Origin of the sequence: Pseudomonas sp. PA-6-3C, assembly GCF_021605825.1 — a bacterium.
Taxonomy (GTDB): Bacteria; Pseudomonadota; Gammaproteobacteria; order Pseudomonadales; family Pseudomonadaceae; genus Aquipseudomonas; species Aquipseudomonas edaphica.
In genome coordinates this window covers 26,370-42,496 of the sequence record NZ_WKDV01000042.1, presented here as the reverse complement: position 1 = coordinate 42,496, position 16,127 = coordinate 26,370, and the positions used below count along the sequence as shown (strand labels likewise).

The following is a 16,127-nucleotide window of genomic DNA, read 5'->3' as shown; positions in this document are numbered from 1 at the left end:
GCGTTTTTCATCGGCGGTCTTTGCCGGCTTTTTCTTCGCGGCTTTCTTTGAATCCATACCTTTGGCCATGATGCATGCTCCACGTGAAGGGGATGTAACACTGGGTATACCACCTATTGCCCGGCAGAAGGCGCTTATAATCGGCGGCCCTTGATTACGTTGCTCAAACACCATGCCCGAACTGCACATCCAACTGCTGGCAGAGCCACTGTGGCCGCTGCTGAACAAGTTTTACCGCCGCCATAATTCGCCGATGAAGGCCCTCAAGGGCGGCCGCTTGTGGGTGGCGCGTGACAGCGAGATTGTCGCCGGGTTGTGCCTTACGCCTGTGGTGGGAGGGCAATGGCTGACCGGCGTGTTTGTTGACCCGGCCTATCGCGGCCACGGGCTGGCGGCGCGGTTGATTGCTGCGGCAGTGGCCGATGTGGAAGGCACGGTGTGGTTGCTGTGTCATCCGCAGCTGGAAGGGCTCTATCAACATATGGGTTTCACCCAGGAAACCACCCTGCCCCAATCGCTGGGTGAGCGCCTGGCGCGCTACAAACGCAACAAGCCAATGATCGCCATGGGCTTAGACCTTTTAGTGAGGTCCACTGCGGATAATGTGTGATCGGCCCGTGCAAGGCCCGTGCTAGCCTCGACAGCACAGTGGCCCCTTACAGGATGATCATGAAAAACACGCTTGCAGTGCTGTCTCTTACCGCCCTCCTCGCTCCGGCTTTAAGCCAGGCAGCGAATGCGCCGATTACCGCCGAGCAATACGCCAGCGTGCTGGCCGGCAGTTGGCGCGACCCGGCCAATAGCGCGCGTGACGGTTACCGCCACCCGCAGCAAACCCTGGAGTTCTTCGGCCTGAGCGCCACACAGAGCGTGATCGAAATCACCCCGGGTGGCGGTTGGTTCAGCGAAATTCTCGCGCCGCTGCTCAAGGACCACGGGCATTACATCGCCGCCGTGCAAGCTGCCAGCAGCAGTGCTTATGCTGCGACGTCCGAACAGAACCTGAAAAACAAATTCGCCGCCGACCCTGCGCGCTATGCCAAGGCCGAAGTCGTCGAGTTCAACCCCAAGGCCCCGGTGCTCGGCAAACCGGCTTCGGTGGACGCCGTGCTGACCTTTCGCAATGTGCATAACTGGGTAGACGCAGGCACCGCGCCAGCGACCTTCAGCGCGTTCTACACCGTGCTCAAACCAGGCGGTGTGCTGGGCGTGGAAGATCACCGGGCCAAAGACGGCGCGGACCTGGAAGCGATCAAGGACAGCGGCTACCTGACCACGGCGCAAGTGGTGAAGCTGGCGACGGACGCCGGGTTCAAGCTGGCCGGGCAGAGCGAGGTGAATGCCAACCCCAAGGACACCAAGGATTACCCGGGTGGCGTGTGGACGTTGCCGCCATCGCTGCGCTATGGGGAGCAGGATAAGGCCAGGTATGTCGCGATTGGCGAGTCGGATCGGATGACGTTGCGGTTCGTTAAACCCGCCCGATAACTCTGTTTGGAATGCATTCCAAATGTGGGAGCTGGCTTGTGTGGGAGCTGGCTTGCCTGCGATGCAGGCACCTCGGTTTATCAGTGTCACCGAGGCGATGCTATCGCAGGCAAGCCAGCTCCCACATAAGCGCGCTCCGACATTTAGATATGAGCGTTCCTAAGGGTTACTCGTCAGCGTTTGGATCCATATCCGGGAACATCACTTCGATAAACCCGAACTTGCTGAAGTCGGTAATCCGCGAGGGATACAGCCGGCCGATCAGGTGATCGCATTCATGCTGCACCACCCGTGCATGGAAGCCGTCGGCAACGCGCACGATCGGCTCGCCCTTGGGATCGAAACCCTCGTAGCGAATCTGCTGGTAACGATCCACCGCGCCACGCAGGCCGGGCACCGACAGGCAACCTTCGTAACCTTCTTCGAGCAACGGGCTGAGCGGCGTGATCAGCGGGTTGATCAGGATGGTCTGCGGCACCGGCGGCGCATCCGGGTAGCGTTCGCTGGCCTCGAAACCAAAGATAACAAGCTGCAGGTCCACACCAATCTGCGGCGCGGCCAGGCCGACACCGCCGACGTGTTCCATGGTCTGGAACATGTCATCAATCAACTGCCACAGCTCAGGGCTGTCGAACATTTCCGGCGGAACCGGTGGCGCGATGCGCAGCAGGCGCTCGTCGCCCATTTTCAGGATTTCACGGATCATCGATCAGACTTCATCGGTAGTGGGCTTGGAGTGGTCCCGGCCCAGGCCTGAGACGTGCTGTTTTTCATTCGTGTGGCTGTCTTCATCAAATTCCTTTTCACCTGGGTCCTTGCCTTCGGCCGACATGTGCTCGATCACGGCATTCATCTCCGCGCCGAGCAACAACACAGCGGCGGAAATATAGAAGTACAGAAGCAGGACGATGATCGCACCGATACTGCCATACATCGCGTTGTAGTCAGCAAAGGTTTTGACGTAATAACCAAAGCCCAGCGAGGCGATGATCCACACCACCACGGCCAGCACTGAGCCTGGGGTGATAAAGCGGAATTTTTGCTCAACATCGGGCATCACGTAGTACATGAGGGCCACGGCGAACATCAGCAGAATCACGATCAAGGGCCAGCGCAGGATGGTCCATAAGGTGACCACGAATTCCTGCATGCCGATCTGCCCGGCGAGCCATTCCATGACTTGCGGGCCGAGCACCATCAGTGCGGCAGCAGCGAGCAACATGCCGGCGATGCCGACAGTGTAGAAAATCGACAGCGGGAAGCGCTTCCAGATCGGCCGGCCTTCGACCACGTCATAGGCGGCGTTCATCGCGCTCATCATCAGGCGCACGCCGGCCGAGGCGGTCCACAGCGCGATCACGATACCCACCGAGAGCAAACCGCCCTTGGACTGCTGCAACTGGTCGATCACCGGGTTGACCTGCTCCAGCGCCTGGGGCGGCAACACCAGTTCCGACTGCATGCGCAGCCAGGTGAAAAAGTCCGGCAGGTGCAGGAAGCCGATCAGGGCAATGAGGAACAGCAGGAAGGGAAACAGCGAGAACAGCATCTGGTAGGCCAGTGCCGAGGCGTAGGTGGGCATTTCGTCATCGACGAATTCCTTGACGGTGCGCAGCAGCACTTTGTGGAGCTTGAGGCCGTCTAGTACCGGAAAAATCATAGCGTCTCCTTTCGCCGCAAAAGGGTGAGGTCGTGGGCGACTCAGGGGCCGTTTTCTACATCAAAGTAGCCCATTTGGCGACTTTGAAACAATTTCCAAACTTTAGTTGCACGCTTCACATAAAAACGGCCATCCGTAGATGGCCGTCGGGCTGCATGAATCCAGCCGGCGATTCAGTGTTACTTGACGGCTTTTTTTACCGCATCTTTGGTGTCGCCGACGGCTTTTTCGACCTGACCTTTCTTCTCCTGCAAAACGCCTTCAGCGTGCAGCTTGTCATTGCCGGTGACTTTGCCGACACCTTGCTTGATGTTGCCGACAAGTTCATCTTTCAAACCTTTTGCCTTATCCGATGTGCTGCTCATGGTATTTCTCCGAAAGAACAATCAAGGGTTTTGGTCATTACCTAAAGATTGACCCGAGGCCGTTCGGCAGAGTTTCAATTATTTTCAGCGCGCATTTCATCGCCGGCGACAGGTTTGGCTTTATGTTTTGCCGCCAACCCACGAGAATGCCCGGCACATTCAGGCTATAACGCTGAATAACAGATCCCGTAGGAAGGTTATGAAACTCAATAAAGCACAGGCCATCGCCCGCAGAAACCAGGAACTGGGCGGTGCCGTACTCGGCGTCAACAACTGCCACTTCACCGACCTGGACAGCAAACGCAACATCTGGTGGTTCGACCTGCCGCTGGTGCGCATTGGTGTGGGCCAGTACGAGTGGGTTCACTTGTTGATGCACAACGCCGAGACTGACCAGTTGCTGCACCTGAAGGTGCCGACGGCGTTCCTGCGCGAACACATCGAAGGGTTGGTGGTGCGCAACGCGGGCAAGCGCAAGCCGGAGATTACCCTGGAGCTGAGCGCGGATAAGGATTCGTTCTTGAAGGATGTGCGCCCGGCAGGTGCTGGCGTGGGCTTCGCGCAGTTCGCCTTGTAACAACTCGATTAAAACATGTGGGAGCTGGCTTGCCTGCGATGGCGGTATACCCGTCACAGTTGGGCTAGCTGATCCACCGCTATCGCAGGCAAGCCAGCTCCCACATTGGACTGCATTCCAGTTCGGGCCAAAAAAAACCCCGCATCAGCGGGGTTTTTTATCGGTTACTTTTTAAGGCCCAGCTTCTTCAGCTCTTCATCGCGCAACTCACGGCGCAGGATCTTGCCCACGTTGGTGGTCGGCAATGCATCACGGAACTCCACGGCCCTGGGCACCTTATAGCCGGTGACGTTGGCGCGCATGTGTTCCATCACCTGGTCCTTGGTCAGGGTCGCCCCTGGCTTGACCACAATAAAGATCTTGATGTGCTCACCGGATTTTTCATCCGGCACACCGATGGCCGCACATTGCAGCACGCCCGGCAGGCTTGTCAGCACGTCTTCCAGTTCGTTGGGGTAGACGTTGAAACCGGAGACCAGAATCATGTCTTTCTTGCGGTCGACAATGCGGATGTAGCCGTCTTGCTGGATGATCGCGATGTCACCGGTCTTCAACCAGCCTTCGTTGTCGAGCATTTCGGCGGTGGAGTCGTCGCGCAACCAGTAGCCCTTCATCACCTGCGGGCCTTTCACACACAGCTCGCCGGTTTCGCCCAGCGCCAACTCGGTGCCATCGTCGGCGATGACTTTGCACAGGGTGGAAGGCACCGGAATGCCGATGGTGCCGATCTGGATATGCTGGATCGGGTTGACGGTGGCCACCGGGCTGGTTTCGGTCATGCCGTAACCTTCACAGATGCCACAGCCGGTCACGGCTTTCCAGCGCTCAGCCGCAGCCAGTTGCAGGGCCATGCCGCCCGACAAGGTCACTTTGAGTGCGGAGAAGTCCAGCTTGCGGAACGCCTCGTTATTGCACAGCGCCACGAACAGCGTGTTCAAGCCGACAAAGCCGCTGAACTTCCACTTCGACAGTTCCTTGACCATCGCCGGCAGGTCGCGCGGGTTGCTGATCAGGATGTTGTGGTTGCCGATCAGCATCATCGCCATGCAATGAAAGGTGAACGCATAGATGTGGTACAGCGGCAGCGGTGTGATCAGGATCTCGCAGCCTTCGTTGAGGTTGGAGCCCATCAGCGCCTTGCACTGCAACATGTTGGCAACCAGGTTGCGGTGGGTGAGCATCGCGCCCTTGGCCACGCCGGTGGTGCCACCGGTGTATTGCAGCACGGCCACATCGCCGCTGGCCGGGCTGGCGTCGTTAACCGGTTGACCGTGCCCCTTGGCCAGCACGTCGTTGAACTTGATCGCCTTGGGCAAGTGATAGGCCGGGACCATTTTCTTCACGTACTTGATGACGCTGTTGATCAGCAGGCGCTTGAACGGCGACAGCAAGTCAGCGACTTCGGTGACGATCACGTGCTTGACGGCAGTCTTGGGCACGACTTTTTCAGCCAGGTGCGCCATGTTTGCCAGGCAGACCAGGGCCTTGGCCCCGGAATCATTGAATTGGTGTTCCATTTCCCGCGCGGTGTACAGCGGGTTGGTGTTGACCACGATCAGCCCGGCACGGATGGCACCGAACACGGCCACCGGGTATTGCAGGACGTTGGGCAGTTGCACGGCGATTCGATCGCCGGGCTTCAAATCGGTATGCTGTTGCAGGTAGGCGGCGAAGGCGCCGGACAATTCGTACAGTTCACCGTAGGTGATGGTCTTGCCCAGGTTGCTGAAAGCCGGTTTGTCGGCGAAGCGCTGGCAGGACTGTTTCAGTACCGCCTGAATATTCTGATACTCGTCTGGATTGATGTCTGCAGCAATCCCGGCGGGGTACTTATCCTTCCAAAAGTCTTCGTTCATGGAAGCCCACTCCTCAGCGACGCGAATTCATCATCGCATTTGATGCGATTATTATTGGTGTATGTTTTTTTAGGTGAATCTGGCGCTTTCAAGCAGGCCGAGAAGTCACAAAGCGCGCCGAGAGTAGCAGCTTTGCCAAGGGCCGCCTAGAGCCAAAAGAAGGCCCCACAGTCATAAACATGACTCAAGAATATCTAATGGTCATTTTTAGAGCAAAGATTCTATAAGCCAGGAAATCGCTCTGGAATGGGCTTTACGGAGCGATAAATAGCAATGTGGGAGCTGGCTTGCCTGCGATAGCGGTGAATCAGTCGATAAATCGGGTGACTGATATATCGCTATCGCAGGCAAGCCAGCTCCCACATTTTTTATTGCATTTCACATCAGGCGATGTCGCGCAGCTCCCTGCGCAAAATCTTGCCCACCGGCGTCATCGGCAACGACTCACGCAACACAATGTGCTTGGGCACCTTGTACCCGGTGAAGTTGGTCTTGCAGTACGCCTTCAACTCATCAACGCTCACACCTTGGGCGCGCGCCACCACAAACAGCTTCACCGCCTCGCCGGTGCGTTCGTCCGGTACGCCGATCACCGCGCAGTTGGCCACTGCTGGATGCGCCATCACCACGTCTTCGATCTCGTTGGGGTACACATTGAAGCCCGAGACGATGATCAGGTCTTTCTTGCGATCGACGATGCTGACAAAACCATCGGTGTCGATCACCGCAATATCACCGGTTTTGAGCCAACCTTCGGCGTCCAGGGTCTCGGCGGTGGCCACGGGTTGCTGCCAGTAACCCTTCATCACCTGCGGGCCTTTGATGCACAGCTCGCCGCGCTCGCCCAGGGGCAGCTCGCGGCCTTCATCATCAATCACTTTCATCGCCGTGCCCGGCACCGGAATGCCCACGGTGCCCAGCCGCGACTGGCTGCCGTAGGGGTTGGTGCTGGCCACCGGCGAGGTTTCGGTGAGGCCGTAACCTTCGCCGATGGAGCAACCGGTGAGTGCCTTCCAGCGCTCGGCGGTGGCCTTGACCAGCGCAGTGCCACCCGAATTGGTGATCTTGAGATGGGAGAAATCCAGGGTCTTGAAGTCGGGGTGATCCATGAGCGCCACGAACAGCGTGTTCAACCCGAGCAAGCAGGAGAACCGCCACTTTTTCAGCTCCTTGATAAACCCGCCGATGTCACGCGGGTTGGTGATCAGCACGTTGTGGTTGCCGGTCACCATCATGCACATGCAGTTCGCGGTAAAAGCATAGATGTGGTACAGCGGCAGCGGCGCAATCATCACCTCCTGCCCTTCTTTCACCAGCGGCTGGCCGTCATCGGTGACCTGGGACATGCACGCCCGCGCCTGCTGCATATTCGCCACCAGGTTGCCGTGGGTGAGCATCGCGCCCTTGGCCAGGCCGGTGGTGCCGCCGGTGTATTGCAGCACGGCGATATCATCCAGCGTCACCGGGTGGCGAACCACCGCCTGGCCCGCGCCCATGCGCAAGGCGCGCTTGAACGACACCGCACGTGGCAGGCTGTAGGCCGGGACCATTTTCTTGACCTTGTCGACCACGGTGTTGACCAGCCAGCCTTTGGCGGCGGGCATGAGGTCGCCCATCCTGGCTTCGATCAGGTAGTCGATCTCGGTGTCGGTGCACACGTCCTGCACCCGCGAACCGAACAGGTTGAGATAGACCAGCGCGCGCACGCCGGCATCCTTGAACTGGTGGCGCATCTCACGCGGGGTGTACAGCGGGTTGGTGTTGACCACGATCAACCCGGCGCGCAGCGCGCCGAACACCGCAATCGGGTAATGCAGCACGTTGGGCATCTGCACCGCGATGCGCTCGCCAGGCTTGAGGTCGGTGTGGTTTTGCAGGTAGCCGGCGAACGCGGCACTCTGGCGCTCAAGCTCGGCGTAGGTCAGGGTGATGCCCATGTTGCTGAACGCCGGACGGTCGGCAAAGGCCTTGCAGGAGCGTTCAAAGACTTCGATCACCGATTTGTAGGTAGTGAGGTCGATATCATTGGGAACGCCCGCCGCGCGTTTGTCATTCCAGAAATCAGGTTGCATTATTCTTGTCCTCGTACCTGAGTGTGTCCGGCCGCTTTCTCATTGGTATAAAAAGCGGAGCTTTGGGGACGTTAGCAGCTATGGCCAAACAGGCAAATACGCGCAACTGTGTCATTTATTGTATGAATCTTGCCCCTAACGTGTAGGCAGATACACCAGCCCCGGCCAGATGAGCTATACACTGCAACGACCCTGAGCAAAGGAAGCGCTATGAATCACAGCACCTTCTGGCTGACCGCGAATGACCGCAGCCGCCTGTACGTCAATCAATGGCTGCCGGACGGGCCCGCCAAGGCCATGATCATGCTGTCCCACGGCATGGCCGAACACAGCGGGCGCTATGCACGCCTGGCCGAAGCGCTGTGCGCAGCCGGCTACGGCCTGTACGCGCCGGACCAGCGTGGCCATGGCCGCACCGCCGATGAAGGCACGCTGGGCCTGTACGCCGAAAAGGATGGCTGGAATAAAGTGGTGGGCGACCTCGCCAGCCTCAACCAGCACATCGGCCAGCAGCAGCCGGGCCTGCCGATCATCTTGCTGGGCCACAGCATGGGCAGCTATATCGCCCAGGCGTACCTGTTGCACCATAGCGCGAGCCTGAACGGGGCGATTCTCAGCGGTTCGAATTACCAGCCGGTGGCGCTGTACCGCGCCGCCGGCGTCATTGCCCGACTGGAGCGCGCACGCCAAGGCCTGCGCGGGCGCAGTGCATTGATCGACTTTTTGTCGTTCGGCTCATTCAACAAGGCATTCAAGCCCAACCGCACCGCGTTTGACTGGCTAAGCCGCGACCCGCTGGAGGTGGACAAGTACATCAATGACCCGCTGTGCGGCTTTCGCTGTACCAACCAGTTGTGGATCGACTTGCTCGGCGGCTTGCAGCAAATCAGCAAAGCGTCCAACCTCGCACAGATCGATCCGGGCCTGCCAATTATGATAATGGGCGGCGAATGTGATCCGGTAAGTGAAGGCAAACGTCTCAAAAGCCTGGCCCATGCACTGCGTGAGGCTGGTTGCCAGAACCTGCAATTGAATATCTACCCGCAGGCGCGTCATGAAGTGTTCAACGAAACCAACCGCGATGACGTGACAGCGGATGTTCTGAAGTGGCTCGACCAGGCCTTGACGTTACGCAGGCCGGCGCGCTGCGAATAACTTTTTCCTTTAAAATCAATCTATTAAATTACCGATTAGCCACAGGATGCACCTTTAGATGACCCAGGTTACCAACACCCCATACGAAGCCCTCGAAGTCGGCCAGACCGCCAGCTACAGCAAGACCGTCGAAGAGCGCGATATCCAGCTGTTCGCGGCGATGTCCGGCGACCACAACCCGGTGCACCTGGATGCCGAGTACGCCAAGGCGACCATGTTCAAGGAGCGTATCGCCCACGGCATGTTCAGCGGCGCGTTGATCAGTGCAGCGGTAGCGTGCGAGCTGCCTGGGCCGGGCACTATCTACATCGGCCAGCAGATGAGCTTCCAGAAGCCGGTAAAAATCGGCGACACCTTGACCGTGCGCCTGGAGATCCTGGAGAAGTTGCCCAAGTTTCGTGTGCGCATCGCCACGCGCGTCTTCAACCAGCGCGATGAGCTGGTGGTGGACGGTGAGGCTGAAATTCTTGCGCCGCGCAAGCAACAGGTTGTTACGTTGACTGAGCTGCCGCCGATCAGCATTGGCTGATAGAAATCTCAAAATCAATACAAAGCAAATGTGGGAGCTGGCTAGCCTGCGATACACACCTCGGCGTATCAGTTACACCGGGGTGATGCTATCGCAGGCAAGCCAGCTCCCACATTCAGTTACAGCTTAGGCAGTTACAACACAGGGCTTACGAGTTAGCGCGAGCCTGGTTACGCAGGGCTTTCACCTGGTCGTGGTTACGTTGTGCGCCGTGGAACTGACGCTCAACCAGGTCACGAATACCCAGCAGGTTGTGCTTGTTGATTTTCTCGATCGCTTCCTTGTAAGCCTTCAGGGCGTGGTCTTCACCGCGCTCGGCTTCGTTCAGTACTGCCTCTTCATCTTTACCGGTGACCAGCGACTTCACGTCGACCCAGCCACGGTGCAGAGCGCCGGCAACCGAACCGGATTCTTCCGGATCGCCACCCAGGGCACGCACGGCGGTTTGCAGCTCGGCTGCGGCAGTGGCGCAATCGGCGGAGCGTTTCTGGAACAGCGCCTTGAGCTCAGGATGCTTGATGTCTTCAGCACAAGTCGCGAAGCCTTTCTGGCCGTCTTTGCTGGTTTCGATCAGGTCGTTGAGTACGGAGATCGATTCTTTGTTGATGTCAGTCATTTTTCAATTCCTTGTGCAGGTTAGAAGGTTGTCTTAATGATTGCAGCGCCCGTGCCAGGTTTTGAAAAATTAATTTATTGATATATATCAGCCACTTACAAAATACTGAACCATCTGTATGTACGTTATTTGCATGATCTGTCATTTGGCCTTCATGCAGAATGCCTGTATTTTCCAAGGACTCGACGCCAACCCTTGAAGCCCATGAACCCCGAAAAACTCGAATTGCTGATCACCCGCGAAATGCCCTTCGGCAAGTACAAGGGACGCATCATCGCCGACCTGCCCGGCCCCTACCTGAACTGGTTTGCCCGTGAGGGTTTTCCTCACGGCGAGCTGGGCGGTTTGCTCGCTTTGATGCAGGAAATCGACCACAACGGCCTGTCAGAACTGCTGGAGCCGCTGCGCGTAAAGCACGGCAAACCCGCCCCCCGCCATTAAGAGCCCACGCTATGCCAAGGAATGCAGACAACGAATGTCACTGGCACGCCATCGCCCAGCGCTATGAGCTGGAGCCTGGCCCGATCAATCTGGAAAACGGCTACTTCGGGCGCATGAGCCGTGCTGTGCAGGCGCAGTATCTGGAGCATGTGGCCTTTATTAACCGCAGCAACTCGCTGTATGTGCGTCAGCGCTTCGAGCAAGGTGAAAATGTCGAGATCCGTCAGCAACTGGCCGGGCTGATCGATGCCGACCCGGAGGCGATCGCTTTCACCCGCAACGCCACCGAGGCTTTGCAATCGCTGATCCGCAACTACAACAGCCTGCAACCAGGCGATCAGGTGCTGATCAGTGATCTGGAGTACGACACGGTCAAAGGCGCCATGCGCTGGTTGGCCGGTGTTCGCGGCGTGGAAGTCGTCGAACTTGCCCACGCCCACCCAGCCAGTTTCGACAGCCTGGTGCAGACCTATCGCAATGCGTTCGTGCAGTACCCGCGCCTCAAGCTGATGGCGCTGACCCATGTCACCCACCGCACCGGCCTGGTGATGCCGGTCGCAGCCATCGCTAAAGCGGCCCGTGAGCATGGCGTGGACGTGATTCTTGATGGCGCCCATGCGTTGGGCCAGATTGACTTCAACCTCGCCGAACTGGGCATTCAGTTCGCCGGGTTCAACCTGCATAAATGGATCGGCGCGCCGCTGACCCTGGGTTTTCTGTACATCGCCCCGGAGCGCCTGGCCGATATCGACCCGGACATGGGTGAGTTTCACTACCCCGCCAGCGACGTGCGTGCGCGCACCTCCTACAGCACGCCGAATTTTCCGGCGTTGATGACCTTGCCGTTGGTGCTGGAGGAACATCGCAACCTCGGCGGCTCGGCGGCCAAGGGTGCGCGCGTCAATTACCTGCGTGATCGCTGGGTCAGCCAGGTGCGCGGGTTGCCGGGGATTGAGGTGCTGACACCGGATGATCCGCGGCTGTATTGCGCGATTACGGCGTTCAAGTTTACTGGGCGGGATCAGACGGCGATGGCGGATCGGTTGCTCAAGGAGTACGACCTGTTTACCACCACGCGCACAGGTGCGGCGTTTGGAACCTGTATTCGGGTGACGCCTGGGCTAGTGACGTCGGCGGCAGACATCGATGTGTTGGTCAACGCAATAACTGAGTTAAGCACGGACTAAAACTGTGGGAGCTGGCTTGCCTGCGATGGCGGTGTATCAGTAGAAACATCCTAACCTGACCCACCGCTATCGCAGGCAAGCCAGCTCCCACAGTTGATCGGAGTTGAATGTGAGTTTTTTGCAGGCAAAAAAAAGCGGTACACCGACCAAGTGCACCGCAAAAATGCCGTTAAGCACAGCAACAACGATTCGGTAAATCAGATCAGTCCAGCAGTGCCAGCGCCTGTGCGGTGACTTCCTGGATACGGGCCCAGTCGCCGTTCTTGACCCATTCAGGGTCCAGCATCCAGCTACCGCCCACGCACATCACGTTTTTCAACGCCATGTAGTTTTTGATGTTGGCCGGGCCAACGCCGCCGGTTGGGCAGAATTTAACTTCGCCGAACGGGCCGCCCAGGGCCTTGATTGCAGCCACGCCGCCGCTGACTTCGGCCGGGAACAGCTTGAAGCGGCGATAACCCAGGCCATAGCCTTCCATGATGCCGGAAGCATTGCTGATGCCAGGCAACAGCGGAATCGGGCTGTGCACCGAGGCTTCCAGCAGGTCACGGGTAATGCCGGGGGTGACGATGAACTGCGAACCGGCAACCTCGGCCGCTTCGAGCATGTGGCGGTCGAGTACGGTGCCGGCACCGGTGCACAGTTCAGGGCGTTGCTCGCGCAGTACCTGAATGGCCTTGAGGCCGAACTCGGAGCGCAGGGTCACTTCCAATGCGGTCAAACCGCCGGCTGCCAGGGCATCGGCCAGCGGCAGGATGTCCTGTTCGCGGGCGATGGTGATCACCGGCAGGATCCGCGCCTTGGCGCAGAGGCTGTCGATCAGGGCAACTTTGTCCGCCATGGACACGGTCGGTTGAGGGCTTTTCATAGCGGCTGATCCTTGGCTCATGGGCACCAGTAAATCTCTAAAGTAGGTTGCAAAAACGCGCGAATCGGCATGGCAGCAACGTCGTCACTGGCCAGCGCGGCGCTCAAGGTGGTCAATTTCGAACTGCCGGAAATCGACAGCACGGTGTAATGGGCCGTGGCCAGCAGCGCGCGACTCATGGTCAGGCGTTGGTGCGGCACAGTCGGCGCCAGCATCGGCCAGCAACGGCGCGTGCCTTCAGGCTTGAGCGCCTCGCCCAGGTTGGGGCTGTTGGGGAACAGCGATGCGGTGTGGCCGTCATCGCCCATGCCGAGTACCAGCACATCGATCGCGGGTAGCTCTGCCAACTGGCGATCGGCCAGTTCGGCGGCGTCTTCCAGGTTCGCGGCAACGTTGTACAGGCTGAGGAACTTGGCCTTGGCCGCCGGGCCCTGGAGCAAATACTTTTTCAACAGGCCGGCATTGCTGTCGGCATGTTCCACCGGCACCCAGCGCTCGTCGGCCAGGGTGATGGTGACCTTGGACCAGTCCAGGCCTTGTTTGGCCAGGTTCTGAAAAAACGCCACGGGGCTGCGGCCACCGGACACGACCAGGGTCGCTTCGCCACGGGCACTGATGGCCGCGCGCAGTTGCTCGGCCACGTCAGTGGCCAGACCATCGGCCAGCAACACCGGCGTGCGGTACTCATGGGCAGTCACGCCCTGAGGCAGTTTCAATTCAGATATCGCCATACCACGACCTCCCATCCCGCGTGATCAGTGCAATTGAGCTCATCGGCCCCCAGGACCCCGCCGCATACGGCTTGGGCGCATCACCGGATTTTTTCCACCCGGCGATCAACTGGTCACACCACTTCCACGCGGCTTCGATTTCATCTTTGCGAACAAACAGGTTCTGATTGCCGCGCATTACTTCCAGCAACAGCCGCTCGTAGGCATCGGGAATCCGTGCACTGCGATAGGTGTCGGAAAAATTCAGTTGCAGCGGGCCGCTGCGCAGTTGCATGCCCTTGTCCAGGCCTTGCTCTTTGGTCATCACGCGCAAGGAAATACCTTCGTCCGGCTGCAGGCGGATGATCAGTTTGTTGCTGATCTGCAGGCGCTGCTCGGGGGCGAAGATATAGTGGGACGGTTCCTTGAAGTGAATGACGATCTGCGACAGCTTTTGCGGCATGCGTTTGCCAGTACGCAGGTAGAACGGCACGCCAGCCCAACGCCAGTTGCGGATATCGGCACGCAGGGCGACGAACGTCTCGGTGTCGCTCTGGGTGTTGGAGTTCTCTTCTTCCAGGTAGCCTGGCACCGGCTTGCCGGCGCTGTAGCCGGCGATGTACTGGCCGCGCACCACTTGGGTGGTCAGGCCTTCCGGGCTGATCGGCGCCAGGGCCTTGAGCACCTTGACCTTCTCGTCACGGATGCTGTCGGCGGACAGGTCGGCCGGTGGGTCCATGGCGATCAGGCACAGCAGCTGCAGCAAGTGATTCTGGATCATGTCACGCAGTTGGCCGGCCTTGTCGAAGTAACCCCAACGGCCTTCGATACCGACCTGCTCGGCCACGGTGATTTCCACGTGGGAAATGTAGTGCTGGTTCCACTGGGTTTCGAACAGGCTGTTGGCGAAACGCAGCGCAATCAGGTTCTGTACGGTTTCTTTGCCCAGGTAGTGGTCGATGCGGTAGGTGCGGTTTTCCGGGAAAAACTGCGCCACGGCGTCGTTGACCTTGCGCGAGGATTCCAGGTCCGAACCGATGGGTTTTTCCAGCACCACGCGGGTGTTGTCCGCCAGGCCGACCTTGGCGAGGTTCTCGCAGATCGCGCCATACACCGCCGCCGGGGTGGCGAAATAGGCGATCAGGCGTTTCTCGCTGCCGACTTTTTCGGCCAGAGCGACGTAGTCATCGGCTTTCATGAAGTCGACGTGCACGTAGGCCAGACGCGCCAGGAAGCGCGCGGCCACAGCTTCGTCGAGTTCCTTGCCGACGTAGTTACGCAGTTCTTTTTCGATATGGGCCAGGTGCTCCTGCTCGGAACCGGCTTCACGGGCCAGGCCCAGGATGCGCGTATCGTCGTGCAGCAGCCCGGCGCCATCGAGTTGGTAGAGGGCAGGAAATAACTTGCGCAGCGCCAGATCACCCAAGGCGCCAAACAGGGCAAAGGTGCAGGGTTCTACGGTTATCGAAGGCATGATGTTTGTTCTTTTATCAAGTTAAGCTACAAATACCTTTTTTCAAGGCATCACTCAAGGAAAAATGTAGTAATAACCACAACATTTTCCCGAAATACGCATTCCGAGTGGTGGTGTTCAGCTACCCTCAGTAGGATAGGCCACCGCAAAGGGCCACTCGTCGATGGGTTACCGCCCTTTATTTGCATCGTCGCCCGAAGGAAAGACTGAATGGACCGCGTGCGAAATCTTCTGGAACAGATCCGGAACCGCCTCGAAGAATTGAACAAGGCCGAGAAAAAAGTCGCCGAGGTCATCCTGCAAAACCCTCAGCAGGCGACCCGCTTCTCGATCGCCGCCCTCGCCCAAGCCGCCTCGGTCAGTGAACCGACGGTCAACCGTTTCTGCCGTTCGTTCGGCGTCAGCGGTTACCCTGAACTTAAATTGCAGCTGGCGCAAAGTCTGGCCAGTGGTGCGGCGTATGTGAGCCGCGCCGTGGAGGCCGATGATAACCCTGAGGCCTACACCCAGAAGATCTTTGGCAGCGCCATTGCCTCTCTGGACAGCGCCTGCCAGGCCCTCGACCCGGCGCTGATCAGCAAGGCCGTGGATTTGTTGATCCAGGCGCGGCAGATCCACTTCTTTGGCCTGGGCGCTTCGGCACCGGTGGCCATGGATGCGCTGCACAAGTTCTTCCGTTTCAACCTGGCCGTGACCGCCCATGCCGACGTGCTGATGCAGCGCATGATCGCGTCTGTGGCGCATACCGGCGAGCTGTTTGTGATCATTTCCTACACCGGGCGTACGCGGGAGCTGGTGGAAGTGGCGCGTATCGCCCGGGAAAACGGTGCGTCGGTACTGGGCGTGACTGCCGAGAACTCGCCCTTGGCCAAGGCCAGTACGGTGAGCTTGAACATTCCATTGCCGGAAGACACTGACATCTACATGCCGATGACGTCGCGGATCATTCAGTTAACGGTGCTGGACGTGCTGGCAACCGGCATGACCTTGCGCCGCGGGGTGGATTTCCAGCCGCATCTGCGCAAGATCAAAGAGAGCTTGAATGACAGCCGGTATCCGGTGGGGGATGAGTTTAACTAGCAGCAATCTCCACCAGCAGTACCGACCCTATCGCAGGCAAGCCAGCTCC

General features: G+C 58.7%; 17 protein-coding genes. 8 read left to right on the top strand and 9 right to left on the bottom strand.

Going from position 1 to position 16,127, the window contains the following annotated elements:
- Positions 1–172: 172 nt before the first annotated feature.
- A complete protein-coding gene (locus GIW48_RS23830) occupies positions 173–610 on the top strand; it encodes a GNAT family N-acetyltransferase (RefSeq protein ID WP_138452722.1) in 438 nt (145 codons plus the stop codon).
- A 59-nt stretch (positions 611–669) separates the two neighbouring features.
- A complete protein-coding gene (locus GIW48_RS23825) occupies positions 670–1,488 on the top strand; it encodes a class I SAM-dependent methyltransferase (RefSeq protein WP_138452724.1) in 819 nt (272 codons plus the stop codon).
- Between the two features lie 166 nt (positions 1,489–1,654).
- Here the strand turns inward: GIW48_RS23825 and def are convergent, their stop codons facing one another.
- The 3 genes from def to GIW48_RS23810 form a co-directional block, all read right to left on the bottom strand.
- Positions 1,655–2,194 (bottom strand): peptide deformylase, encoded by a 540-nt coding sequence (def, locus tag GIW48_RS23820; protein WP_138452726.1) that lies wholly within the window; start codon positions 2,192–2,194, stop codon positions 1,655–1,657.
- A gap of 3 nt (positions 2,195–2,197) precedes the next feature.
- Positions 2,198–3,148: a YihY/virulence factor BrkB family protein gene (locus GIW48_RS23815; RefSeq protein WP_017139198.1), complete on the bottom strand. Its 951-nt coding sequence runs from the start codon at positions 3,146–3,148 to the stop codon at positions 2,198–2,200.
- Positions 3,149–3,327: 179 nt separating this feature from the next.
- On the bottom strand, positions 3,328–3,513 hold the full coding sequence (locus GIW48_RS23810; protein ID WP_017139197.1) for a CsbD family protein: 186 nt from the start codon (positions 3,511–3,513) through the stop codon (positions 3,328–3,330).
- Positions 3,514–3,712: 199 nt separating this feature from the next.
- Here GIW48_RS23810 and GIW48_RS23805 point away from each other — a divergent pair, with 199 nt between their 5' ends.
- Positions 3,713–4,090 carry a hypothetical protein gene (locus GIW48_RS23805; protein WP_017139196.1) on the top strand — a complete coding sequence of 126 codons (378 nt, stop codon included), beginning with the start codon at positions 3,713–3,715 and terminating at the stop codon, positions 4,088–4,090.
- Positions 4,091–4,254: 164 nt separating this feature from the next.
- On the opposite strand, the gene fadD1 is transcribed toward GIW48_RS23805, so the two are convergent.
- Together fadD1 and fadD2 are read right to left on the bottom strand one after the other, a co-directional pair.
- A complete protein-coding gene (gene fadD1 / locus GIW48_RS23800) occupies positions 4,255–5,946 on the bottom strand; it encodes a long-chain-fatty-acid--CoA ligase FadD1 (RefSeq protein ID WP_170039766.1) in 1,692 nt (563 codons plus the stop codon).
- Between the two features lie 383 nt (positions 5,947–6,329).
- Positions 6,330–8,018 (bottom strand): long-chain-fatty-acid--CoA ligase FadD2, encoded by a 1,689-nt coding sequence (gene fadD2, locus GIW48_RS23795; protein ID WP_236460914.1) that lies wholly within the window; start codon positions 8,016–8,018, stop codon positions 6,330–6,332.
- Between the two features lie 210 nt (positions 8,019–8,228).
- On the opposite strand from fadD2, the gene GIW48_RS23790 reads away from it, so the two are divergent.
- Both GIW48_RS23790 and GIW48_RS23785 read left to right on the top strand, forming a co-directional pair.
- Positions 8,229–9,173: an alpha/beta hydrolase gene (locus tag GIW48_RS23790; protein WP_099550453.1), complete on the top strand. Its 945-nt coding sequence runs from the start codon at positions 8,229–8,231 to the stop codon at positions 9,171–9,173.
- Positions 9,174–9,231: 58 nt separating this feature from the next.
- Positions 9,232–9,702 carry a MaoC family dehydratase gene (locus GIW48_RS23785; protein WP_003175719.1) on the top strand — a complete coding sequence of 157 codons (471 nt, stop codon included), beginning with the start codon at positions 9,232–9,234 and terminating at the stop codon, positions 9,700–9,702.
- A gap of 148 nt (positions 9,703–9,850) precedes the next feature.
- Here the strand turns inward: GIW48_RS23785 and GIW48_RS23780 are convergent, their stop codons facing one another.
- Complete coding sequence (locus GIW48_RS23780; RefSeq protein ID WP_017139192.1) at positions 9,851–10,318, bottom strand: ferritin-like domain-containing protein; 468 nt, start codon at positions 10,316–10,318, stop codon at positions 9,851–9,853.
- Between the two features lie 204 nt (positions 10,319–10,522).
- On the opposite strand from GIW48_RS23780, the gene GIW48_RS23775 reads away from it, so the two are divergent.
- Positions 10,523–10,759, top strand: coding sequence for a DUF3820 family protein (locus GIW48_RS23775; RefSeq protein WP_017139191.1), 237 nt, complete (start codon positions 10,523–10,525; stop codon positions 10,757–10,759).
- 11 nt (positions 10,760–10,770) lie between these two features.
- Positions 10,771–11,946 (top strand): aminotransferase class V-fold PLP-dependent enzyme, encoded by a 1,176-nt coding sequence (locus tag GIW48_RS23770; RefSeq protein ID WP_017139190.1) that lies wholly within the window; start codon positions 10,771–10,773, stop codon positions 11,944–11,946.
- A gap of 202 nt (positions 11,947–12,148) precedes the next feature.
- Here the strand turns inward: GIW48_RS23770 and GIW48_RS23765 are convergent, their stop codons facing one another.
- Genes GIW48_RS23765 through zwf form a run of 3 tightly spaced genes read right to left on the bottom strand, consistent with a single transcriptional unit; the run spans position 12,149 to position 14,998 of the window.
- Entirely contained in the window at positions 12,149–12,814 is a 666-nt protein-coding gene (locus tag GIW48_RS23765; protein ID WP_026013852.1) for a bifunctional 4-hydroxy-2-oxoglutarate aldolase/2-dehydro-3-deoxy-phosphogluconate aldolase, read from the bottom strand.
- 17 nt (positions 12,815–12,831) lie between these two features.
- Positions 12,832–13,545, bottom strand: coding sequence for a 6-phosphogluconolactonase (gene pgl, locus GIW48_RS23760; protein WP_170039760.1), 714 nt, complete (start codon positions 13,543–13,545; stop codon positions 12,832–12,834).
- Positions 13,532–14,998, bottom strand: a complete 1,467-nt coding sequence (zwf, locus tag GIW48_RS23755; RefSeq protein ID WP_236460913.1) for a glucose-6-phosphate dehydrogenase — start codon at positions 14,996–14,998, stop codon at positions 13,532–13,534. Before zwf ends, pgl begins: the two co-directional genes overlap by 14 nt.
- 219 nt (positions 14,999–15,217) lie before the next feature.
- Here zwf and GIW48_RS23750 point away from each other — a divergent pair, with 219 nt between their 5' ends.
- On the top strand, positions 15,218–16,078 hold the full coding sequence (locus GIW48_RS23750; protein ID WP_169985276.1) for a MurR/RpiR family transcriptional regulator: 861 nt from the start codon (positions 15,218–15,220) through the stop codon (positions 16,076–16,078).
- Positions 16,079–16,127 lie beyond the last annotated feature (49 nt).

Coding starts and splice junctions, on each gene's coding strand:
- GIW48_RS23830 (WP_138452722.1), top strand. CDS start 173: ATGCCCGAACTGCACATCCAACTGCTGGCAGAGCCACTGTGGCCGCTG.
- GIW48_RS23825 (WP_138452724.1), top strand. CDS start 670: ATGAAAAACACGCTTGCAGTGCTGTCTCTTACCGCCCTCCTCGCTCCG.
- def (WP_138452726.1), bottom strand. CDS start 2,194: ATGATCCGTGAAATCCTGAAAATGGGCGACGAGCGCCTGCTGCGCATC.
- GIW48_RS23815 (WP_017139198.1), bottom strand. CDS start 3,148: ATGATTTTTCCGGTACTAGACGGCCTCAAGCTCCACAAAGTGCTGCTG.
- GIW48_RS23810 (WP_017139197.1), bottom strand. CDS start 3,513: ATGAGCAGCACATCGGATAAGGCAAAAGGTTTGAAAGATGAACTTGTC.
- GIW48_RS23805 (WP_017139196.1), top strand. CDS start 3,713: ATGAAACTCAATAAAGCACAGGCCATCGCCCGCAGAAACCAGGAACTG.
- fadD1 (WP_170039766.1), bottom strand. CDS start 5,946: ATGAACGAAGACTTTTGGAAGGATAAGTACCCCGCCGGGATTGCTGCA.
- fadD2 (WP_236460914.1), bottom strand. CDS start 8,018: ATGCAACCTGATTTCTGGAATGACAAACGCGCGGCGGGCGTTCCCAAT.
- GIW48_RS23790 (WP_099550453.1), top strand. CDS start 8,229: ATGAATCACAGCACCTTCTGGCTGACCGCGAATGACCGCAGCCGCCTG.
- GIW48_RS23785 (WP_003175719.1), top strand. CDS start 9,232: ATGACCCAGGTTACCAACACCCCATACGAAGCCCTCGAAGTCGGCCAG.
- GIW48_RS23780 (WP_017139192.1), bottom strand. CDS start 10,318: ATGACTGACATCAACAAAGAATCGATCTCCGTACTCAACGACCTGATC.
- GIW48_RS23775 (WP_017139191.1), top strand. CDS start 10,523: ATGAACCCCGAAAAACTCGAATTGCTGATCACCCGCGAAATGCCCTTC.
- GIW48_RS23770 (WP_017139190.1), top strand. CDS start 10,771: ATGCCAAGGAATGCAGACAACGAATGTCACTGGCACGCCATCGCCCAG.
- GIW48_RS23765 (WP_026013852.1), bottom strand. CDS start 12,814: ATGAAAAGCCCTCAACCGACCGTGTCCATGGCGGACAAAGTTGCCCTG.
- pgl (WP_170039760.1), bottom strand. CDS start 13,545: ATGGCGATATCTGAATTGAAACTGCCTCAGGGCGTGACTGCCCATGAG.
- zwf (WP_236460913.1), bottom strand. CDS start 14,998: ATGCCTTCGATAACCGTAGAACCCTGCACCTTTGCCCTGTTTGGCGCC.